We start from the raw sequence: 15571 nt of genomic DNA, 5'->3' as shown, positions 1-15571 counted from the left end.
TGCAACCGGATGGGGCTTTTCGTGTTTCAGCTTCTCAAAAATTCCTCCGCAGACAAGTCGCTCGCCGACGCGCTCGGCCGCTCGCAGGCCGTGATCGAGTTCGGGATGGACGGCACCATCCTCACCGCCAACGACAATTTCCTCAAAGCCCTCGGCTACTCGCTCGGCGAAATCCAGGGCAAGCATCACAGCATGTTCGTCGATCCGTCGGAGCGCGACAGCGCGGCGTATCGTGATTTCTGGGCGGCGCTCAAGCGCGGCGAATACCAGGCCGCCGAATACAAGCGGATCGGCAAGGGAGCCAGGGAGGTCTGGATCCAGGCGACCTACAACCCGGTGCTCGACGCAGGCGGCAAGCCGGTCAAGGTCGTGAAGTTTGCGACCGACATTACCGCGCGCAAGATCAAGAGCATGGAGGACGCCGGCCAGATCGCTGCGATCAGCCGCGCGCAGGCGGTCATTGCGTTCGAGATGAATGGCACCATCCTCACCGCCAATGAAAACTTCCTGCAGGCGATGGGCTACACGCTCGCCGAAATCCAGGGCAAGCATCACAGCATGTTCGTCGAGCAGGCGACGCGCGACAGCGCGGCCTACCGCGAGTTCTGGGCGCGCCTCAACCGCGGCGAAAACCAGTCGGCCGAGTACAAGCGGATCGGCAAGGGTGGCAAAGAAGTCTGGATCCTCGCCTCCTATAACCCGGTGCTCGACGAAAAGGGCAAACCGTTCCGGGTGGTGAAATTCGCCACCGACGTCACCAAGGAGAAACTGGCGACAGCCGACCTCGCCGGGCAGATCGCATCGATCAGCAAGTCGCAGGCCGTGATCGAATTCAACATGGACGGCACCATCATCGGCGCCAACCAGAACTTCCTCAAGACGGTCGGTTACGCGCTGGACGAGATCCGCGGCCGGCACCACAGCATGTTCGTCGATCCGTCCGAGCGTGACGGCACGGCCTACCGCGAATTCTGGGCGGCGCTCAACCGCGGCGAATATCAGGCGGCCGAGTACAAGCGGATCGGCAAGAACGGCAAGGAAGTCTGGATCCAGGCGTCCTACAATCCGATCCTCGATCTCAACGGCAAGCCGTTCAAGGTCGTCAAATACGCCACCGACACCACCGCGCAGGTGCTGGTGCGCATGGGCAACGAGCGCGTGCGCGGCATGATGGAATCGGTTGCCGCCGGTGCGGAGGAACTGAACGCGTCCGTGCGGGAAATCTCCGAAGCCATGACCAAATCGCGCGAGACGGCGTCGACCGCGGTCGGGCGGGTCGAGGCGGCCGACGCCCAGGCCAAGCGCCTGAACGAAGCGGCGCAGGCCATGAGCGGCATTGTGGAACTGATCGGCAGCATCACCGGCCAGATCAACCTTCTGGCGCTGAACGCGACGATCGAATCGGCGCGTGCCGGCGAGGCCGGGCGCGGCTTTGCCGTGGTGGCGTCCGAGGTCAAGAACCTCGCCACCCAGGCCAAGCAGGCGACCGACAAGATCGGGCAGGAGATCAGCAATCTCAACGGTATCTCCGGCGACGTCGTATCCGCGCTCGACAGCATCAAGCAGGCGATCCAGGGCGTCAGCGAATATGTCACCGCCACCGCGGCCGCGGTCGAGGAACAGAGCACCGTCACCGGCGAGATGTCCTCCAGCATGCAGCGCGCCGCCGCCGAAGCAAAAGCGATCGCGCAGCGGTAACGCTTCGCCATCGGCAGGCGCATTAACCCGATACGGGAGGTTTTCCGTATCGCATCGGACCTGCCCGAATCTGCATTGAATTTCTCTGCACCGCAGCCGGGACACGGCACAGGGCTTGGGTTATAGGAGCGGGAAATTCTTTCTCTCGCCAACGGACCCGCCCATGCCCGCCTCCCCGCAAAAGATTGCTCTCGTCACCGGCGCCGCGCGCGGCATCGGGCTTGCGACGGCGAAACGATTTCTCGCCGAGGGCTGGCGGGTGGCGCTGCTCGACATCGAGGGCGAGTTGCTGCGCGGCGCGGTCGCTGGCCTCGCCGACCCGGATAACACGCTGGCGCTGCATTGCGACGTCTCCGATGCCAAGGCCGTGACGAACGCCATGGCGTCGGTGAGCGCGCGCTTCGGCCGGCTCGACGCGCTGGTCAACAATGCCGGCATCGCGGTGTTCGCGCCTTTGCTCGACACTTCCGACGAAGACTGGAGCCGCATCCTGCAGGTCAACCTCACCGGGCCGTTTATCTGCACCAAGGCGGCAGCGCCTTTGATGCGCGAACATGGCGGTGGCGCGATCGTCAACATCACCTCGATCTCGGCGGTGCGCGCCTCTACGCTGCGTTCGGCCTACGGCACCAGCAAAGCCGGGCTCGCGCATCTCACAAAACAGCTCGCGGTCGAACTGGCCTCTCTCGGCATTCGCGTCAACGCCGTGGCGCCCGGCCCGGTCGAGACCGCGATGGCCAAGCAGGTCCATACGCCGGAAATCCGCGCCGACTATCACGACGCCATTCCGCTCAATCGCTACGGCCTCGAGGAGGAGCTGGCGGAAGCGATCTTCTTCCTGTGCAGCGATCGTTCGAGCTACATCACCGGGCAGGTCCTCGCCGTCGACGGCGGCTTTGATGCCGCCGGCATCGGCCTGCCGACGCTGCGCGGCCAGCGGCGGAACGGGTAATTCTTCCTCGCTCTTCCCCAGGAGTGGGGCGATGGAAACGCGGCAAACAAAAATTGCTGGTGCATAATCGATTCTGCTTGAATCAGACCCGAAGCTCCAGGCTCTTGATTTGACGCGTTTTCTTCACGTAATCCGGAATCCATTTCGCTTGAGGGCGCCATGGCGCCCTTCGCTGGCGCAGCGTGACCTTCACGTCGCAAACGCTTAGGTTGTGTCGGCGCGGCGATGGTCCGGCGCCCTGCCTGTGCCAAAACTTCACACCGGATCCTCGGGAGTGACGTGTCATGTCGGGAATGCTCATCAACCTGATCATCCAGATCGTCAGCGGCGCCATCGGCGGCAATGTCGCAGGCGGCGCGGCCAAGAACATCGATCTCGGCACGCTTGGAAATACCATCGCGGGCGCCATCGGCGGCGGTGCCGGCGGGCAGCTTCTTGGCATGCTGATTCCGCTGCTGGCCAATAGCGCCTCGACGCCCGATATCGGCAGCATCATAGGCCAGGTCGCCGGCGGCGGCGTTGCCGGCGCGGTTCTCACCGCGATCGTCGGCGCGCCCTCAAAAACAGGACGGCCTGAGCGGTTCCGCGATCACGCGCCTGCATAATTGGCAGCGGACATCTGCAGAAACAGCATTTGTCCGCCGGCGGCTGCGACTGTATAGAACGGTAGCTTCTTCTCATGACTTGAAGAGGCTCTTATGAACGACTTGCATACGTGGCTTTCGCAGCAGCACCACGGCTTGCGGACCTTCCGCACCTTTCAGCAAAAACTGGATGATCTCGGCAACGGCGACCCCGGGCAACGCGCCATGTGCCGGCTGCTGAAGAGCATCGTGGGCAGCTACATCGATGCCTTCGATGAGGAACCCTTGCCGGTTGCGGTCGCCGACCGCGCCTACGGACGCCTGCTCGATACGGTGGCCAGCCTGGATTTCGACGGGAATGCCGACCGGCGGCTGGCCGACATCAACCGTGTCGCCGCCATGGATTTGCGTCACTAATCCTTCTGGTTGACCGCAACCACGCGCCAGCCGTCGGCAAGCCGATCGATACGCGTCAGCGAAAGCGGATCGATCACGAAACGCAGCGCCTGCTCGGGCGCAAGATCAAGCGCGATGGCGAGCACGGCGCGGATGGTGCCGGAATGCACGACGAGAATCGCCTCGCCTGCGGGCAGCAGCGCAAGCCCAGCGCTCGCGCGCGCGATCTGATCGACAAAACTTTCGCCGCCGGGCGGCCGGTTGCTCGCCGGCGATTTCCAGAATTCGCGATAGGCCGGGCCGAGCTCGCTCTCGAGTTCGTTGTGACGCCGTCCGGTCCATGCGCCAAAGTCCTGTTCGCGAAACGCGGCCTGTTCGACCGCAGCGAGCCCCAGTCTCTCGGCCGTCTCCCGCGTGCGGCGCGCCGGACTGCACACCGCCAATGCGCCTCCCGGCAATCTTGCCTTGAGCGCAGCAAAGGCTGCGACATCGCCGAGATCGGCCGGCGCGTCGGGACCGTGAATCACCCCGCGCGGTCCGTCGACCGGCGCGTGGCGAATCAGCCAGAAATTTGTTGGGGCATTCATGGCTGCGCCAGCCGTTTCATGACTGCGCCAGCCTTGCGGCGAGCAGGACAAGGATTGCGGTCTCGGCGACCTGCTCGGCGCCGCCGAGCACGTCGCCGGTCTGGCCGCCGATTTGCCGCAGCGCCAGCCACGCGACGGCGAGCCCGCTCAAGCCCGCCAGCACCGCCGCCCACAACGCGTTGCTCCATGACAGTGAAAGCAGCGCGATCAGCAGCGCCAGCCCGCCGGCGATGACCGCCGTCGCCGCGTCGGGCTGGCCGGCGTTGCGGGCCAAGCCATCCTTGCGCGCATAAGGCAGGTTCAGCGACATCGCCGGCAAGATGCCGCGTCCCAGCGCGTGCGCGGCGATCAGGCACGGCACGACATGGCTGTCCGGGATCGCTGCGAGCGCCGACAGTCTTGCGGCAAAGCTCACCAGCAAAACCATGGCGCCATAGGTGCCGAGCCGACTGTCGCGCATGATCTCCAGCTTCGATTCGAGATTGCGGCCGCCGCCGAATCCGTCGGCGACGTCGGCCAAGCCATCCTCGTGCAGCGCGCCTGTCATGATGGCGCTTGCGCCCAGCGCCAGCGCTGCCGCAGCCAGATCGGGCACGCCGAGATATCGCAAGCCGAGACAGAGCAATCCCACCGCAACGCCGATCAGCGCGCCGACCACCGGAAACATGCGGTGGGCGCGCACGAAATTTGCAGGTATAGCGCCATCAGGATGCGGCATCGGCAGCCGCGTCAGGAACGCGACGGCGGTTTTGAAGTCGTCGAACCATTCATGCATGGAGATGTCCGGAGAATCGTTTTAGCCTGCGGCGCCCGTTCGATGCCCAAAAGCAAAAAGAGAATCGCATGCAGTTCGCCAGTCTAGACGACATCCGCGCCTTCTGTCGCGACCTGCCCGGCGGCGATCGGCGATTCGCTGACATGGCCGCACACCGCCAACAGAATCTGACAAAGCCGCCGGGCAGCCTCGGCCGCCTCGAAGAACTCGCGATATGGCTGGCGCAATGGCAGGGCCGCGAGCAGCCGCTTCTGGAGCGCGTCACCGTCGCCGTGTTCGCCGGCAATCACGGCGTCGCCGCGCGCGGCGTCTCGGCCTATCCGCCGGCGGTCACCGCGCAGATGGTGGCGAATTTCGCCACAGGCGGCGCGGCCATCAGCCAGATCGCAAAAGCCGCTGCCGCCGAGCTGCGCGTGGTGCCGATCGAACTCGAACGTCCGACGCGCGATTTCACCGAAGCCGCAGCGATGAGCGTGGAAGAGTTTCTCGAAGCGGTCGACGCCGGATGTCGCACCGTGCCCCACGATTGCGATCTGCTGGCGGTCGGCGAGATGGGTATCGCCAACACGACGACGGCGGCCATGCTGTGCGCGGCCCTGCTTGGCGGCGGCGCGGCGCGCTGGGCCGGCCGGGGCACCGGCGTCGACGACAGCGGGCTGGCGCGCAAGCGCACGGCTATCGAGTCCGCGCTGAATTTCCATCGCGGCATTCTGGACGATCCGCTGGCGGTGGCGGCAGCACTGGGCGGCCGCGAGCTGGCGGCGATCGCAGGCGCCGTGCTCGCCGCGCGGCGGCATAACGTCCCGGTGCTGCTCGACGGATTCGTGGCGACATCGGCGGTGCTGCCGCTGGCGCGTCTCGATGCAGCCGCGCTCGATCATTGCCGCGCCGGGCACGTTTCGGCCGAAGCCGGCCACCGCGACCTCCTGCGCGAACTGAAACTGCCTCCGCTGCTCGACCTCAACATGCGGCTCGGGGAAGCGTCCGGCGCGGGGGTCGCGATCCTGCTGGCGCGCGCCGCGCTGGCCTGCCACGCCGGGATGGCGACATTCGCCGAGGCCGGCGTCTCCGGCGCGGACAATTGACGAAACCTTGCCACATATCTCAGCGTAACTGTCTGGGAGGGCAGTGCTGACGAAGGAGCCGCGCATGCGCATGGCGATCATCAAGGCAATTGTCGTCGCGGCCGCGCTTTTTGCGGTAATCGCGCCCGTTCGGGCCGAGATTCGCATTCTCGCCAGCCCCGGCGGACAGGTCGGACCGTTTCTCGACCTGTTCGATCGCGTGCGCCAATCCGGCGAGCGGGTGGTGATCGACGGGCCATGCCTGTCGGCCTGCACACTGGTGCTGATGACGATACCGGAAGAGCGGATCTGCGTGACCCGGCGCGCGGTGCTGGGATTTCATGCCGCGCGCTCGATCGACCGCCGCGGCCGGATGTATGCGGAACCGGAAGCCTCGCGCGCGGTACAGGAAGCCTATCCGGCGCCGGTGCGGGACTGGATCAGCCGCCACGGCGGACTGACCTCGCGGATGCTGCTGTTGCGAGGGCGCGAACTCGCCGCGATCTATCCGAGGTGCAGGTAGTGCTTCGCAAGGTGGGCAAAGGCGCATCTCGCGCCGTGCCCACCATCTTTCCACGAGGCGCCAATGGTGGGCACACTTCGCTTTGCCCACCCTACGATTCTGCGGGCTACCCGCGCGCCGTCCCGCCAGACCTCATCCAGAGGAGCGCGTCTTCGCGCGTCTCGAAGGATGAATGGCAACCAGCGGGGCCTCATGGTTCTCCCGGCGATGCGAAGCATCGTCCGGAGACGGCGCTACGCGCCTCCTCACCATGAGGATTGGAGAGCTCACATGTCTTCCTTCGGGCAATTGACCATCCAGGGAATGCCGAACTTATCGACGCACATGCCAAAGCCGTTGGAGAAGAAGGTCTTGCCGAACGGCATTCGCACCGTGCCACCCTCGGCGAGCGCGTTGAAGCGGCGCTCGGCATCCGCGGGATCCTCGATCGCGAGCGCAACCGAAAAACCCTGCGGCTGATGGTAATCGCCGGGTGTGGCGTCGGATGCCATCAGCACCTCGCCGTCGATGGTGATGCGCGAGTGCATGATCTTCGTCTTCCAGTCCGCCGGGACCGGCATATCGGCGGGCCCGTCGCCATACGGCATCGTCGCCTCGATCTGCGCACCCAGCGCCTTTTGATAGTACTTCAGCGCTTCCTCGCAATTGCCGTTGTAGAACAGATAGGGATTGACCTGCATCGCTGGCTCCTTGGGTAACTGGAATTCGAGTGACGATTTATTTCTCGGTGAGCTTCTTCAGTTTGGCGAGACCGGCTTCGAAATCCCGGCCGATCATGTTGTCCAGATTCATGAAGACCTGGATCAGCCTGGTCACGAAGCGTGCGGGACCATGCATCAGCCATGTGACATGGGTGCCATCGCCCTGCGGCAGCATTGTGAACTCGGCGGTGTTGTGGCCTTCGAACGGCGTGAAGAAATCGAGCTTGATGACGATCTTTTGCGGCGCGGAGGCCTCGAGAATCTGCATTCGGCCGGAACCGACATTCTTGTCGCCTTCCCAGGCATAGACGGCGCCCTTGCCGCGCTCAGCGCCGCTATAGGTGCGCTTCATCGCCGGATCCTTCTGCTCGTAGGGCGACCAGGCCACCCACTGATGAAAGTCGGAGATCAGCGGAAAGATCCCTTCCGGCGGCGCCTTGATGGTGACCGAGCGCTGCACGCGCAACGTGCCCGGCTTGGTTGCGGCGAGAATGAGGACCGCGGCGATGGCAATCGCCAATATGACAGCGATGATGACAATGACTTCAAACATGACTGGCTCCGTATTCGTGAAAGTTGAAGCACATCAGCGGCGAAACGGAATCAAGCCGAGCAGGTTACTGTCGCGCAGCCACAGCCCGCCCCATACCATCAGACCGAGATAGAGCCCGAACAGCGTGTGCGTGAACAAGGGGCTGCCGATCCGTACATGCGAGGCCATCGCGCCGCCGAGATAGCCGGTGAGCAGGATCGCGCCGAGGATCGAGGTCGGCGGAATGGAATAGAGCACCGTGCAGACGATGGTGATGAGGCCGAGACTCCGCGCCAGCGTTTCGCTCGAACCATAGCCCATCCTGTCCATGGTCTCGGTGACGACCGGCCACGGCACCAGCTTGATGGCGCCGTCGATCATCAGGAACACGATGACGAGGCCTGAGAGGATGCGGCCGATCCAGCGTGCGGGTTTCGAGGCTGGCAGGGTCTCGGCGATGATGGTCATGATGGGTCCCCGTGGTCTTGAATGGCTGTTCGAATTCAAGACGAACGAGGGGAGCGGAAACCGACAGGGGGATGAAAATTTTCGCGGCGCCTGCGGTTCTTCCCTTCTCCCCTTTTGGGAGAAGGTGGATCGAATGGGCGTCAGCTCATTCGAAACACCGCCTTAAACAATGATCTAGATCAAAGCGGTCGCTCGACTGCGGAAAAAACTGGCGCATGGGGCAGACATTTTGAAACGATTGTAGGAGGAGAGAACCATGCATAGGTATGCACTAGCCTTACTCATCGTTGCTTCTCCGTTTTCTGCATTCGCGGCCGAGCTGCCAAAGGAGGGCAGCTACGACTACACTTCCTGCTGGTCTGGCGTTAACAACGTGATCACGTTCTCTAAGACCCACACTGCATCTAGTTTTGAAATGACGGGCGCTAGCCGCAGCAATCCTCCCGGAGGCATATTTGATAAGAACACTTTTCGCTGCGTAGGAATGAATGCCTCGCTTGACGGGAAGATCACAGCGTCCACCGTATGCGAGACAACCGATGTTGACGGTGACAAGCGACTTACATATTTTTCGACTGGCGATGGAAAAGTAATCAGGACGTTCGTTGCAGGAACTGGAAAATACGAAGGCATGGTCACGGAGGGCACGGTTCAACCGCTGGGGCCGTTTCCGGCCATCAAGGCCGGAACGTTTCAGGACTGCAATATTCAGACCGGCACTTACAAGCTAAAATAACCCCGCAACGAGAATTGGCCGCCGCTGAAGGAAGCGCGCTACTTCCCCGCCTTTTTGCCGAGGGGCTGGCTGTCGCGCTGCAGGCGGTCGAGGTGCATGCGGATGTGGGCGGCTTCGGCCGAGGTGTTCGCCAGCGCAATGGCGCGGTCGAAGGCGGTGCGCGCCTCGTCGTTGCGGCCGAGCTGCATCAGGAAGGCGCCGCGCACGCCGAAGAAATGAAAATAGTTCGACAGCCGCGCCGCCAACGGTTCGATCATGTCGAGCCCGGCCTGCGGCCCCCGCACCTTGGACGCTGCGACCGCGCGGTTCAACGTCACCACCGGCGACGGTTGCATGATCTCGAGCGCACCATAAAGCAGGTCGATCTGGGTCCAGTCGGTATCCTCGGGCTTCCCGGCACGGGCATGCAGCGCCGCGATCGCGGCCTGCACCTGGTAGGGCCCGCTGCGGCGATGGCGCATCGCCTTGTCGATCAGCGCCAGCCCCTCGGCGATGAGAGACTTGTTCCAAAGCGAGCGATCCTGATCGTCGAGCAGGATCACCGCGCCATCGGCGTCGAACCGCGCAGCAGCCCGCGCATGCTGTATCAGCAGCAGCGCGGTCAGCCCCATGATCTCGGGTTCGCCCTGGAACAGCCGCAGCAACAGCCGCGCCAGACGAATGGCCTCCTCGCACAGGGTGCTGCGAATCTCGGCGGTATCGCCGCTGGCCGAATAGCCCTCGTTGAAGATCAGGTAGATCATGGCGGCGACGGAGGTGAGGCGTTCAGAACGCTCCACCGCACCAGGCGTTTCGAACGGCACATCGGCGTCGGCCACGCGAGCCTTGGCCCGCGTGATGCGCTGCTCCATCGCGGCTTCCGAGACCAGGAAGGCGCGCGCGATCTGCTTGACCGTCAGCCCTGAGACAATGCGCAAAGCGAGCGCGATCTGCTGCGTCGCCGGCAGGTCCGGATGGCAGCAGATGAACAGCAGCCGCAGGATGTCGTCGCGATAGTGCGAGCCGTCGAGCCGCTCGGCAAGCTGCTCCTCGGCGTCGTCGAGGTCGGAGATCGCGTCTTCCTCGGGCAGCGGCTGCTGCTTCTTGTTCCGCCTGATATCGTCGATCGCGACGTTGCGGCCGACCATGATCAGCCACGCCGCGGGATCGCGCGGCGGGCCGTTCTGCGGCCAGCTCTTCAGCGCGCGCAAGCAGGCGTTCTGGAACGCCTCCTCGGCGGTGTCGAGATTGCGGAAATAGCGCAGCAACGCGCCGACCGCCTGGGGACGCGCCGAGGTCAGTGCGCCATCGATCCAGGCGGCGTCGGTCACGGCTGCACACTCCCTGGCGTGAAGTGGCCGACGGGACGGATCTCGTAGGCGCCGCCCGGATTGGCCGCGCCGAGATCGCGCGCGACGTCGAGCGCAGCGTCTAGGTCCTTGCAGTCGACCAGGTAGAAGCCGAGCAACTGTTCCTTGGTTTCGGCATAGGGGCCGTCGAGCACCAGCGGCGGATCGTCCTTGCGCAGCGTGGTCGCCGCCGTCGTCGGCAGCAGCCGCGCGACCGGGCCGAGCCGGCCCTGCTTGACGAGCTTGTCCTGCACGACGGCAAGTTTCTTCATGACCGCAGCGTCCTGTTCTTTGGTCCAGGAACCGACAGTGTCTTCGTCGTGATAGCAAAGGATGGCGTAAAGCATGAGGGCTGGCATCTCCGTTGTCTTGATGACGAACGATTATGCCCGCTGCCGACAGGTGCGTCGAAGAATTTTTGGATGGTTCCGTCGCCGGTCAGGGACCGACGATCGGAGGCGGCGGCGGATTGCAGTGCCTCCAGGTGTGGACGATCGCCTTGGAACAAAGAAGGCACACACCGAGAATGAGAAGGATGTTCTTGATCGTCTTCATCTGACGGTCTCGACTTTGGCCGGGCCAAAGTCGCGGTGATTGTTCTGCCAGGAGAGCGCCAGCCAGAGCATCACCGCAACGATGATGAAACCGCGCATCACCAGGAGATGCCATACTGCGCGGCGATCTGGTGTACCGTTTGCTCGTCGGTCTCGCGCCGGCTGGCCGGGCTCTTGTTCGAGCTGGACGACGCCCGCTTCCTGGAGGCTGCTGGCGTGGCTTCCGCCGGCGCGGCGGGGGAAGCCGCCGCCGGCGCGTCGTTGCCGGCGGGGATCAGGCTGCCGATGTCGCTGGCTTGCGCCGAGGCGGAGGCCAGGACGAAAGAGGAGACGAAAGCGGAAACGAGGAACAGTTTGCGCATCTGCAGTCTCCCTTGCTGGATGAAAGGAGGCTAGAGAAGCGGTTCGATCGATTATGTGAGGCGGGTCACGCCGAGTTGGCGATACGAAAGGGACGGCCGAAACAATGACAGTGAATAAAGGTGCGCTCGCCCTGCTGGTGCATGGCGGGACTGAAAACTGGTCGCCGCAGCGCTGGAAAAGCCGGTTCGACGACGTCTGCGAGGGGCGGCCCGTGCTGCTGCTGCCGGATGCCTCGTTCGATCCGGCGGAGGTGCATTACGCCGCGGTGTGGAAGCCGCATCCGGGCGAGCTTGCCGCCTTCCCCAACCTGCGTGTGATCTTCAATCTCGGCGCCGGTGTCGATGCGCTGATGGCGGACCGCTCATTGCCCGACGTGCCGCTGGTGCGCGTTGCGGTCGGCGACCTCACCGCGCGGATGACCGAATATGTCGTGCTGCATGCGCTGATGCACCACCGGCAGGAGCTTTATTTGCGGGAATCGCAGCGCGCCAAGCGCTGGGCGCCGAAATCGCAATGGGCGGCGGGCGCGGTCTCGGTCGGCATCATGGGCCTGGGCACGCTCGGGGCTGACGCGGCCGACGCGCTCAAGCGGCTAGGCTTTCGCGTCGCGGGCTGGAGCCGGAGCCCGAAAGCCGTCGACGGCATCGATTGCCTGCACGGCGAAGCGCAGTTCGAAGCGTTCCTGCGGCGGACCGACATTCTGGTCTGCCTTTTGCCGCTGACGCCGGAGACACGGCACATTCTCAACCGCGCGCTGTTCGAGAAACTGAATCGCAGCAGTCCTCTCGGCGCGCCGGTGCTGATCAATGCCGGCCGCGGGGCTCTGCAGAACGAGGCCGACATCCTGCAATGCCTCGACGATGGCACGCTCGGTGGCGCCTCGCTCGACGTCTACGCCACCGAGCCGCTGCCCGTGGATAGCCTGTTCTGGACCCACCCAAAAGTGGTGCTGACACCGCACAACGCCGCCGACACCGATCCCGACGAGATATCCAAATATGTCGCGCACCAGATCGCGCGCTTCGAGGCCGGCGGCGCGCTGGAAAACGTGGTGGACCGCAACCGGGGGTATTAGGCGAGCATCACACCGGCACGAAGGTGATCGCGCCGTCGGCGTCGACATCGCGCGTCAGCCGCCCGATCGAGGCCAACATGTTCAGATGCGCAAGCGACTCGCCGAATGCCTGGCGGGGATTAGCGTACAGCACCCGGGGGAACACTTCCTGTGCAATCGCAAACGCCGTGGTTTTGCCTGTGATGACGGACGCCACGTCATCGAGTCGGGCCAAATGGTGCTCGCGCAACTGAGCGAGCCGGTCATGAAGCCCACGAAACGGCAAGCCATGCGAGGGCAGCACCAGCGTATCCGGCGGCAGCGCCTCAAGCCGCGTCAGTGAATCCAGATACTCCTTCATCGGGTTGGCCTCGGGCTGCGCTGCGGGCGCGATCACCGAGGGCGTCATGTGCGACAAGACCTGATCGCCCGCGATCAGGATCTTGTCGCTTTCGCAATAGAACAGGGCGTGTTCGACCGAATGGCCGCCTGCAGTGATCACGCGCCAATCGCGTTGGCCCATCGCGACCATTTCGCCGTCCCGAATGCGGATGAACTCGCGCGGCGGCCTCAGGCCGAGAAATTTCGACCGGCGCTGGGCATTCATTATCCCGGCGGCCTCATCGTCGGAGGTGCCGTTTCGCTTCATGAATACGGCGAAATGCTCGTCCGGCCCCTCCTCGCGCTCATGCCACATCTTCCACGCGCTGAGCCATTCCGCTAGCGGGAGGCGCACCGCGCATTTCATTTCCTTCGCGAAATATCCGGCGAGGCCGAAATGATCGAGATGCGCATGCGTGAAAATGAGGTTCTGCAAGGGTCGGCTGCGCAGCAGCCCCCGCCATAGTTTGTCCCAGATCTCGAACGTGTCGTCAGTGTTCATGCCGCAGTCGACCAGCGTCCAACCGGGGCCGTTGTCGAGCAGCCAGCAATTGACGTGATTGGGCGGCGTCGGCACCGGCAGCCGCACCCAGAACAGTCCCGGCAGGACGTCGGTCAACTCGCCATAGGCCGGCGGCCGCTGGACCGTGAATTTCAGATCATCGGTCATCTCTGTCCCCGGCGCCTTAACCCGCACGATTTCAAGCCGGCGCCTTCCGCTTGACCATCGATTGCAAGCTTACGCAATTTGATCAGCCCATCAATGCCGGCGAGACTGTTATGCCTCCTAGGCAGGACAAGACAGCAAGAATCCTCCTCTGACGGCTTGAGCACGAGCCGTTTTTCGCTTCCTCGCCCATATCAGGGCGGCGTGAGGGGCCGATCGGAAGCGAGTTCTATCGTCGTCCCTCAGCCCATCGCCGGAAGCGCGTGCGCAAAGCTCCAGGAATGGCCGAACGGGTCCATGATGCGGGCGTAGCGCGCGCCCCAGAATGAATCCCACGGCTCCAGCGTCACGGTGGCGCCGGCGTCCTTGGCACGCTTCACCGCGGCGTCGCAGTTCTCGACTTCGAGATGCATGGTCACCGACGTGCCCTTGATCTGGTCCGGCGGAAACACCGCGTCGACACCATGGGAGCCGCGATGCTCGGGAAAGTCGTCCACGACGAATATTCGCGCGCCGCTGACCTGGATTTCCGAATGCATCAGGCGCTTGCCGTCCTGGGCCGGCATCCGGACGGTTTCGGTCGCGCCGAGCGCCTTCTTGTAGAATTCGAGCGCGGCGTTGGCGTCGCGGACGACGAGATGGGGGGTGACGATCTGGACGGCTGCGGTCATTTCTCGGCTCCTGATTTCCTGGACACGTCATGAAGACGAGCCAAGAAACTGGAAACCGACAGGGATTAGAAAAGAAAGATCGTCGTGCCTGCGAACGCCGGGACGGCGCGAAAGTTATTTTGCGACCCCGAGCATCACATCGAGCGCTCCGTTCACAATCGCCTCCAGCTCCTTGCGCGGCGTCTGCGCGCGGGCGCGGATCGCGATCGTGTGAATGGTGGCGGAGGCAAGTTGCGCCAGTACGACCGGATCGGCGCGCTCAGGTAGCTCGCCCTTTTCCTTGGCGCGCCGGAAACAGGCGGCAAAGGCCTTGTCGAGTTCGACAAAACCTTCCAGCACCATGGCGCGGATATCGGGATCGTGCACCGCCTCGGAGGCCGCGGTCATCACCGTGAAACAGCCGCGGGGGCCGGATTCGCCGGACAGATAGATATCGAGCGCCACGGCATAGATCCGCTCCAGCCGCCGGCGGATCGGCAGTTCGTCACGGAAGATGTCACCCATCGCGCCCCGCGCGTCGTCGCGATAGCGGCGGTAGCTCTTGATGAACAGCTCGCGCTTGTCGCCGAACGCGCCGTAAAGGCTTGGCCGGTTCATGCCGGTGGCAGCTGAGAGATCGTCCAGCGAGGTCGCGGCGAAGCCATCGCGGCGGAACAAATCGAGCGCCTTGCCCAGCGCCACGTCCGGCTCATAGGCGCGTGGCCGGCCGCGGCGCTTGGGCGCCACGGGATCGTCGATCTTCGTCACAGGCGGCTTCTTACTTTTTTGTACCATTTCGCAAAAAATCCTTGACCGAATTTATATTATGCGGAACAGTATAAAAATCAATCCCGCTCGCCCCAAGCGCCGGCCCGATTGATCAACCGCCAAGGAGGCAAACCATGGATCTTTATTTTTCGCCGCTCGCCTGCTCGCTGGCGACCCGGATTGCGCTGTACGAAGCCGGCGCCGAGGCCAACTATCTCGAAGTCGATCCCAAGACCAAGGTGGTGCAGAAGGACGGCTCGGATTTCCGCGCCGTCAATCCGCTCGGGCTGGTGCCGACGCTGCGCACCGATGACGGCACGGTGCTGACCGAAAACGCGGCGATCCTGCAATATGTCGCCGACCGTTTTCCGAAAGCCGGCATCTCGGCCGCATCGGCTGAGGAGCGCAGCCGCCTGCATCAGTGGCTGTGCTTCATCGGCACCGAACTGCACAAGGCGCTGTTCGTGCCGCTGCTCGACAAGATGGCGCCGCAGGACGCGAAGACCTATGCGCTAACCAAGAATATCTCGCGGCTCGACTATCTCGAGAACTATCTGAAGGGCCGCGAATTCCTGCTCGATCACTTCAGCGTGGCCGACGCCTATCTCGTCACCATCATCAACTGGACGATGGCGACGCCGCCGATCGAGTTGGCGAAATGGCCCACAGTGAAGGCCTATCACGACCGGCTCCGCGCCCGCCCGAGCATCGCGAAGGCGATCGCCGAGGAGTTCGAGATGTACAAGGCCGAACTCGCCCGGCACAAAGCGGCGGCGTAAGCCGTCAGTCT

20 protein-coding genes are annotated in these 15571 nt (G+C 63.8%); 9 read left to right on the top strand and 11 right to left on the bottom strand.

Features of this window, described 5'->3' with window-relative positions:
* Positions 1-21: 21 nt before the first annotated feature.
* The 4 genes from ACVWVY_RS11150 to ACVWVY_RS11135 all read left to right on the top strand — a co-directional run bounded on the left by ACVWVY_RS11150 (position 22) and on the right by ACVWVY_RS11135 (position 3651).
* A complete protein-coding gene (locus ACVWVY_RS11150) occupies positions 22-1698 on the top strand; it encodes a methyl-accepting chemotaxis protein (protein WP_456626419.1) in 1677 nt (558 codons plus the stop codon).
* Between the two features lie 163 nt (positions 1699-1861).
* Positions 1862-2650, top strand: a complete 789-nt coding sequence (locus ACVWVY_RS11145; protein WP_456626418.1) for an SDR family NAD(P)-dependent oxidoreductase — start codon at positions 1862-1864, stop codon at positions 2648-2650.
* Between the two features lie 284 nt (positions 2651-2934).
* Positions 2935-3255, top strand: a complete 321-nt coding sequence (locus tag ACVWVY_RS11140) for a hypothetical protein (RefSeq protein WP_456626417.1) — start codon at positions 2935-2937, stop codon at positions 3253-3255.
* Positions 3256-3348: 93 nt separating this feature from the next.
* Positions 3349-3651, top strand: a complete 303-nt coding sequence (locus tag ACVWVY_RS11135) for a hypothetical protein (RefSeq protein WP_456626416.1) — start codon at positions 3349-3351, stop codon at positions 3649-3651.
* Here ACVWVY_RS11135 and ACVWVY_RS11130 read toward each other — a convergent pair.
* Together ACVWVY_RS11130 and cobS are read right to left on the bottom strand one after the other, a co-directional pair.
* Positions 3648-4217 (bottom strand): histidine phosphatase family protein, encoded by a 570-nt coding sequence (locus tag ACVWVY_RS11130; protein WP_456626415.1) that lies wholly within the window; start codon positions 4215-4217, stop codon positions 3648-3650. The two genes, ACVWVY_RS11135 and ACVWVY_RS11130, sit on opposite strands and share 4 nt — an antisense overlap.
* 16 nt (positions 4218-4233) lie before the next feature.
* A complete protein-coding gene (cobS, locus tag ACVWVY_RS11125) occupies positions 4234-4992 on the bottom strand; it encodes an adenosylcobinamide-GDP ribazoletransferase (RefSeq protein ID WP_456626414.1) in 759 nt (252 codons plus the stop codon).
* Positions 4993-5060: 68 nt separating this feature from the next.
* Here cobS and cobT point away from each other — a divergent pair, with 68 nt between their 5' ends.
* Together cobT and ACVWVY_RS11115 are read left to right on the top strand one after the other, a co-directional pair.
* Entirely contained in the window at positions 5061-6077 is a 1017-nt protein-coding gene (cobT, locus tag ACVWVY_RS11120; protein WP_456626413.1) for a nicotinate-nucleotide--dimethylbenzimidazole phosphoribosyltransferase, read from the top strand.
* A gap of 70 nt (positions 6078-6147) precedes the next feature.
* The gene (locus ACVWVY_RS11115) at positions 6148-6579 is read left to right on the top strand and encodes a hypothetical protein (RefSeq protein WP_456632170.1); all 432 of its coding nucleotides are present in this window, start codon (positions 6148-6150) and stop codon (positions 6577-6579) included.
* Between the two features lie 266 nt (positions 6580-6845).
* Here the strand turns inward: ACVWVY_RS11115 and ACVWVY_RS11110 are convergent, their stop codons facing one another.
* From ACVWVY_RS11110 to ACVWVY_RS11100, 3 genes are read right to left on the bottom strand one after another with little or no spacing between them, the layout of a single operon-like run.
* Positions 6846-7259, bottom strand: coding sequence for a VOC family protein (locus ACVWVY_RS11110; RefSeq protein ID WP_456626412.1), 414 nt, complete (start codon positions 7257-7259; stop codon positions 6846-6848).
* Positions 7260-7296: 37 nt separating this feature from the next.
* A complete protein-coding gene (locus ACVWVY_RS11105; RefSeq protein WP_456626411.1) occupies positions 7297-7833 on the bottom strand; it encodes an SRPBCC family protein in 537 nt (178 codons plus the stop codon).
* Between the two features lie 33 nt (positions 7834-7866).
* Positions 7867-8280, bottom strand: coding sequence for a DoxX family protein (locus ACVWVY_RS11100; RefSeq protein WP_456626410.1), 414 nt, complete (start codon positions 8278-8280; stop codon positions 7867-7869).
* Between the two features lie 256 nt (positions 8281-8536).
* Between ACVWVY_RS11100 and ACVWVY_RS11095 the strand changes: the two genes are divergently transcribed.
* A complete protein-coding gene (locus tag ACVWVY_RS11095; RefSeq protein ID WP_456626409.1) occupies positions 8537-9016 on the top strand; it encodes a hypothetical protein in 480 nt (159 codons plus the stop codon).
* 38 nt (positions 9017-9054) lie between these two features.
* On the opposite strand, the gene ACVWVY_RS11090 is transcribed toward ACVWVY_RS11095, so the two are convergent.
* The 3 genes from ACVWVY_RS11090 to ACVWVY_RS11080 all read right to left on the bottom strand — a co-directional run bounded on the left by ACVWVY_RS11090 (position 9055) and on the right by ACVWVY_RS11080 (position 11260).
* On the bottom strand, positions 9055-10326 hold the full coding sequence (locus tag ACVWVY_RS11090; RefSeq protein WP_456626408.1) for an RNA polymerase sigma factor: 1272 nt from the start codon (positions 10324-10326) through the stop codon (positions 9055-9057).
* The gene (locus ACVWVY_RS11085) at positions 10323-10691 is read right to left on the bottom strand and encodes a YciI family protein (protein ID WP_456632169.1); all 369 of its coding nucleotides are present in this window, start codon (positions 10689-10691) and stop codon (positions 10323-10325) included. The genes ACVWVY_RS11090 and ACVWVY_RS11085 overlap by 4 nt, the downstream gene beginning before the upstream one ends.
* A 305-nt stretch (positions 10692-10996) precedes the next feature.
* A complete protein-coding gene (locus ACVWVY_RS11080; protein ID WP_456626407.1) occupies positions 10997-11260 on the bottom strand; it encodes a hypothetical protein in 264 nt (87 codons plus the stop codon).
* Positions 11261-11370: 110 nt separating this feature from the next.
* On the opposite strand from ACVWVY_RS11080, the gene ACVWVY_RS11075 reads away from it, so the two are divergent.
* Positions 11371-12336: a 2-hydroxyacid dehydrogenase gene (locus tag ACVWVY_RS11075; protein ID WP_456632168.1), complete on the top strand. Its 966-nt coding sequence runs from the start codon at positions 11371-11373 to the stop codon at positions 12334-12336.
* Between the two features lie 7 nt (positions 12337-12343).
* Here the strand turns inward: ACVWVY_RS11075 and ACVWVY_RS11070 are convergent, their stop codons facing one another.
* The 3 genes from ACVWVY_RS11070 to ACVWVY_RS11060 form a co-directional block, all read right to left on the bottom strand.
* Positions 12344-13366 (bottom strand): MBL fold metallo-hydrolase, encoded by a 1023-nt coding sequence (locus ACVWVY_RS11070; protein WP_456626406.1) that lies wholly within the window; start codon positions 13364-13366, stop codon positions 12344-12346.
* Between the two features lie 239 nt (positions 13367-13605).
* Positions 13606-14034, bottom strand: coding sequence for a VOC family protein (locus ACVWVY_RS11065; RefSeq protein ID WP_456626405.1), 429 nt, complete (start codon positions 14032-14034; stop codon positions 13606-13608).
* Between the two features lie 114 nt (positions 14035-14148).
* The gene (locus tag ACVWVY_RS11060; protein WP_456626404.1) at positions 14149-14808 is read right to left on the bottom strand and encodes a TetR/AcrR family transcriptional regulator; all 660 of its coding nucleotides are present in this window, start codon (positions 14806-14808) and stop codon (positions 14149-14151) included.
* Between the two features lie 107 nt (positions 14809-14915).
* Between ACVWVY_RS11060 and ACVWVY_RS11055 the strand changes: the two genes are divergently transcribed.
* Positions 14916-15560 carry a glutathione binding-like protein gene (locus ACVWVY_RS11055; protein WP_456626403.1) on the top strand — a complete coding sequence of 215 codons (645 nt, stop codon included), beginning with the start codon at positions 14916-14918 and terminating at the stop codon, positions 15558-15560.
* The last annotated feature ends 11 nt before the right edge of the window (positions 15561-15571 follow it).

The sequence above is a fragment of the Bradyrhizobium sp. URHC0002 genome (assembly GCF_054059515.1).
Note: the sequence above shows the minus strand (reverse complement) of the source record. Positions and strands in the feature narration are given on the sequence as shown.

Excerpts from the sequence above, each read along its gene's own strand:
- ACVWVY_RS11080 (WP_456626407.1), bottom strand. The coding sequence starts at position 11,260 with ATGCGCAAACTGTTCCTCGTTTCCGCTTTCGTCTCCTCTTTCGTCCTG.
- ACVWVY_RS11135 (WP_456626416.1), top strand. The coding sequence starts at position 3,349 with ATGAACGACTTGCATACGTGGCTTTCGCAGCAGCACCACGGCTTGCGG.
- ACVWVY_RS11065 (WP_456626405.1), bottom strand. The coding sequence starts at position 14,034 with ATGACCGCAGCCGTCCAGATCGTCACCCCCCATCTCGTCGTCCGCGAC.
- ACVWVY_RS11110 (WP_456626412.1), bottom strand. The coding sequence starts at position 7,259 with ATGCAGGTCAATCCCTATCTGTTCTACAACGGCAATTGCGAGGAAGCG.
- ACVWVY_RS11070 (WP_456626406.1), bottom strand. The coding sequence starts at position 13,366 with ATGACCGATGATCTGAAATTCACGGTCCAGCGGCCGCCGGCCTATGGC.
- ACVWVY_RS11115 (WP_456632170.1), top strand. The coding sequence starts at position 6,148 with ATGGCGATCATCAAGGCAATTGTCGTCGCGGCCGCGCTTTTTGCGGTA.
- ACVWVY_RS11105 (WP_456626411.1), bottom strand. The coding sequence starts at position 7,833 with ATGTTTGAAGTCATTGTCATCATCGCTGTCATATTGGCGATTGCCATC.
- cobS (WP_456626414.1), bottom strand. The coding sequence starts at position 4,992 with ATGCATGAATGGTTCGACGACTTCAAAACCGCCGTCGCGTTCCTGACG.
- ACVWVY_RS11085 (WP_456632169.1), bottom strand. The coding sequence starts at position 10,691 with ATGCTTTACGCCATCCTTTGCTATCACGACGAAGACACTGTCGGTTCC.
- ACVWVY_RS11140 (WP_456626417.1), top strand. The coding sequence starts at position 2,935 with ATGTCGGGAATGCTCATCAACCTGATCATCCAGATCGTCAGCGGCGCC.
- cobT (WP_456626413.1), top strand. The coding sequence starts at position 5,061 with ATGCAGTTCGCCAGTCTAGACGACATCCGCGCCTTCTGTCGCGACCTG.
- ACVWVY_RS11060 (WP_456626404.1), bottom strand. The coding sequence starts at position 14,808 with ATGGTACAAAAAAGTAAGAAGCCGCCTGTGACGAAGATCGACGATCCC.
- ACVWVY_RS11100 (WP_456626410.1), bottom strand. The coding sequence starts at position 8,280 with ATGACCATCATCGCCGAGACCCTGCCAGCCTCGAAACCCGCACGCTGG.
- ACVWVY_RS11145 (WP_456626418.1), top strand. The coding sequence starts at position 1,862 with ATGCCCGCCTCCCCGCAAAAGATTGCTCTCGTCACCGGCGCCGCGCGC.
- ACVWVY_RS11095 (WP_456626409.1), top strand. The coding sequence starts at position 8,537 with ATGCATAGGTATGCACTAGCCTTACTCATCGTTGCTTCTCCGTTTTCT.
- ACVWVY_RS11130 (WP_456626415.1), bottom strand. The coding sequence starts at position 4,217 with ATGAATGCCCCAACAAATTTCTGGCTGATTCGCCACGCGCCGGTCGAC.
- ACVWVY_RS11055 (WP_456626403.1), top strand. The coding sequence starts at position 14,916 with ATGGATCTTTATTTTTCGCCGCTCGCCTGCTCGCTGGCGACCCGGATT.